Annotated in this window: 2 rRNA genes (1 of these 2 only partly in view); both read left to right on the forward strand. The window is 53.0% G+C overall.

What is annotated here, in order from left to right:
- Nucleotides 1-2,617 (forward strand): 23S ribosomal RNA (locus DI269_RS00570) (it extends 253 nt beyond the left edge of the window).
- A gap of 61 nt (nt 2,618-2,678) precedes the next feature.
- Nucleotides 2,679-2,794: ribosomal RNA gene (gene rrf, locus DI269_RS00575) — 5S ribosomal RNA — on the forward strand.
- Nucleotides 2,795-2,872: the final 78 nt, after the last annotated feature.

The raw sequence follows: 2,872 nt of genomic DNA on the forward strand, positions 1-2,872 counted from the left end.
CGGAGTTACAAAGGAACGATATAAGCGAAGAGGTCTGGAAAGGCCCGCCAAAGAAGGTAACAGCCCTGTAACTGAAATGTTGTTCTCTCCAGAGTGGATCCTGAGTACGGCGGAACACGTGAAATTCCGTCGGAATCCGGGAGGACCATCTCCCAAGGCTAAATACTCCCTAGTGACCGATAGTGAACCAGTACCGTGAGGGAAAGGTGAAAAGCACCCCGGAAGGGGAGTGAAATAGATCCTGAAACCGTGTGCCTACAAGTAGTCAGAGCCCGTTAACGGGTGATGGCGTGCCTTTTGTAGAATGAACCGGCGAGTTACGATCCCGTGCAAGGTTAAGCAGAAGATGCGGAGCCGCAGCGAAAGCGAGTCTGAATAGGGCGCATGAGTACGTGGTCGTAGACCCGAAACCAGGTGATCTACCCATGTCCAGGGTGAAGTTCAGGTAACACTGAATGGAGGCCCGAACCCACGCACGTTGAAAAGTGCGGGGATGAGGTGTGGGTAGGGGTGAAATGCCAATCGAACCTGGAGATAGCTGGTTCTCTCCGAAATAGCTTTAGGGCTAGCCTCAAGGTAAGAGTCTCGGAGGTAGAGCACTGATTGGACTAGGGGCCCCTACCGGGTTACCGAATTCAGTCAAACTCCGAATGCCGATGACTTATCCTTGGGAGTCAGACTGCGAGTGATAAGATCCGTAGTCGAAAGGGAAACAGCCCAGACCGCCAGCTAAGGTCCCAAAGTATACGTTAAGTGGAAAAGGATGTGGAGTTGCTTAGACAACCAGGATGTTGGCTTAGAAGCAGCCACCATTTAAAGAGTGCGTAATAGCTCACTGGTCGAGTGACTCTGCGCCGAAAATGTACCGGGGCTAAACGTATCACCGAAGCTGCGGACTGTTCTTACGAACAGTGGTAGGAGAGCGTTCTAAGTGCAGTGAAGTCAGACCGGAAGGACTGGTGGAGCGCTTAGAAGTGAGAATGCCGGTATGAGTAGCGAAAGACGGGTGAGAATCCCGTCCACCGAATGCCTAAGGTTTCCTGAGGAAGGCTCGTCCGCTCAGGGTTAGTCGGGACCTAAGCCGAGGCCGAAAGGCGTAGGCGATGGACAACAGGTTGATATTCCTGTACCACCTCCTCACCATTTGAGCAATGGGGGGACGCAGGAGGATAGGGTAAGCGCGGTATTGGATATCCGCGTCCAAGCAGTTAGGCTGGGAAATAGGCAAATCCGTTTCCCGTGAAGGCTGAGCTGTGATGGCGAGCGAAATTTAGTAGCGAAGTTCCTGATTCCACACTGCCAAGAAAAGCCTCTAGCGAGGTGAGAGGTGCCCGTACCGCAAACCGACACAGGTAGGCGAGGAGAGAATCCTAAGGTGATCGAGAGAACTCTCGTTAAGGAACTCGGCAAAATGACCCCGTAACTTCGGGAGAAGGGGTGCTTCTTAGGGTGTTAAAGCCCCGAGAAGCCGCAGTGAATAGGCCCAGGCGACTGTTTAGCAAAAACACAGGTCTCTGCGAAGCCGTAAGGCGAAGTATAGGGGCTGACGCCTGCCCGGTGCTGGAAGGTTAAGAGGAGCGCTTAGCGTAAGCGAAGGTGCGAATTGAAGCCCCAGTAAACGGCGGCCGTAACTATAACGGTCCTAAGGTAGCGAAATTCCTTGTCGGGTAAGTTCCGACCCGCACGAAAGGCGCAACGATCTGGGCACTGTCTCAACGAGAGACTCGGTGAAATTATAGTACCTGTGAAGATGCAGGTTACCCGCGACAGGACGGAAAGACCCCGTGGAGCTTTACTGCAGCCTGATATTGAATGTTGGTACAGCTTGTACAGGATAGGTAGGAGCCTTGGAAACCGGAGCGCTAGCTTCGGTGGAGGCATCGGTGGGATACTACCCTGGCTGTATTGACCTTCTAACCCGCTGCCCTTATCGGGCAGGGAGACAGTGTCAGGTGGGCAGTTTGACTGGGGCGGTCGCCTCCTAAAATGTAACGGAGGCGCCCAAAGGTTCCCTCAGAATGGTTGGAAATCATTCGCAGAGTGTAAAGGCACAAGGGAGCTTGACTGCGAGACCTACAAGTCGAGCAGGGACGAAAGTCGGGCTTAGTGATCCGGTGGTTCCGCATGGAAGGGCCATCGCTCAACGGATAAAAGCTACCCCGGGGATAACAGGCTTATCTCCCCCAAGAGTCCACATCGACGGGGAGGTTTGGCACCTCGATGTCGGCTCATCGCATCCTGGGGCTGTAGTCGGTCCCAAGGGTTGGGCTGTTCGCCCATTAAAGCGGTACGCGAGCTGGGTTCAGAACGTCGTGAGACAGTTCGGTCCCTATCCGTCGCGGGCGCAGGAAATTTGAGAGGAGCTGTCCTTAGTACGAGAGGACCGGGATGGACGCACCGCTGGTGTACCAGTTGTTCTGCCAAGGGCATCGCTGGGTAGCTATGTGCGGACGGGATAAGTGCTGAAAGCATCTAAGCATGAAGCCCCCCTCAAGATGAGATTTCCCATTCCGCAAGGAAGTAAGATCCCTGAAAGATGATCAGGTTGATAGGTCTGAGGTGGAAGCGTGGTGACACGTGGAGCTGACAGATACTAATAGATCGAGGACTTAACCTATATTCTAATGTGAAAAATGAACATTGTTATCTAGTTTTGAGAGAACATTCTCTCCATCAGGTTTGGTGGCGATAGCGAAGAGGTCACACCCGTTCCCATACCGAACACGGAAGTTAAGCTCTTCAGCGCCGATGGTAGTTGGGGGTTTCCCCCTGTGAGAGTAGGACGCCGCCAAGCTTTTCAAAGGATCAGTTCCAATCGGAACTGGTCTTTTTTGTGCTGTTTGAAAGAAGATCACCTTGATACAGATGTGGT

It is taken from the genome of Glycomyces dulcitolivorans (assembly GCF_003265355.1).
In the GTDB taxonomy this organism is placed as follows: Bacteria; Actinomycetota; Actinomycetes; order Mycobacteriales; family Micromonosporaceae; genus Glycomyces; species Glycomyces dulcitolivorans.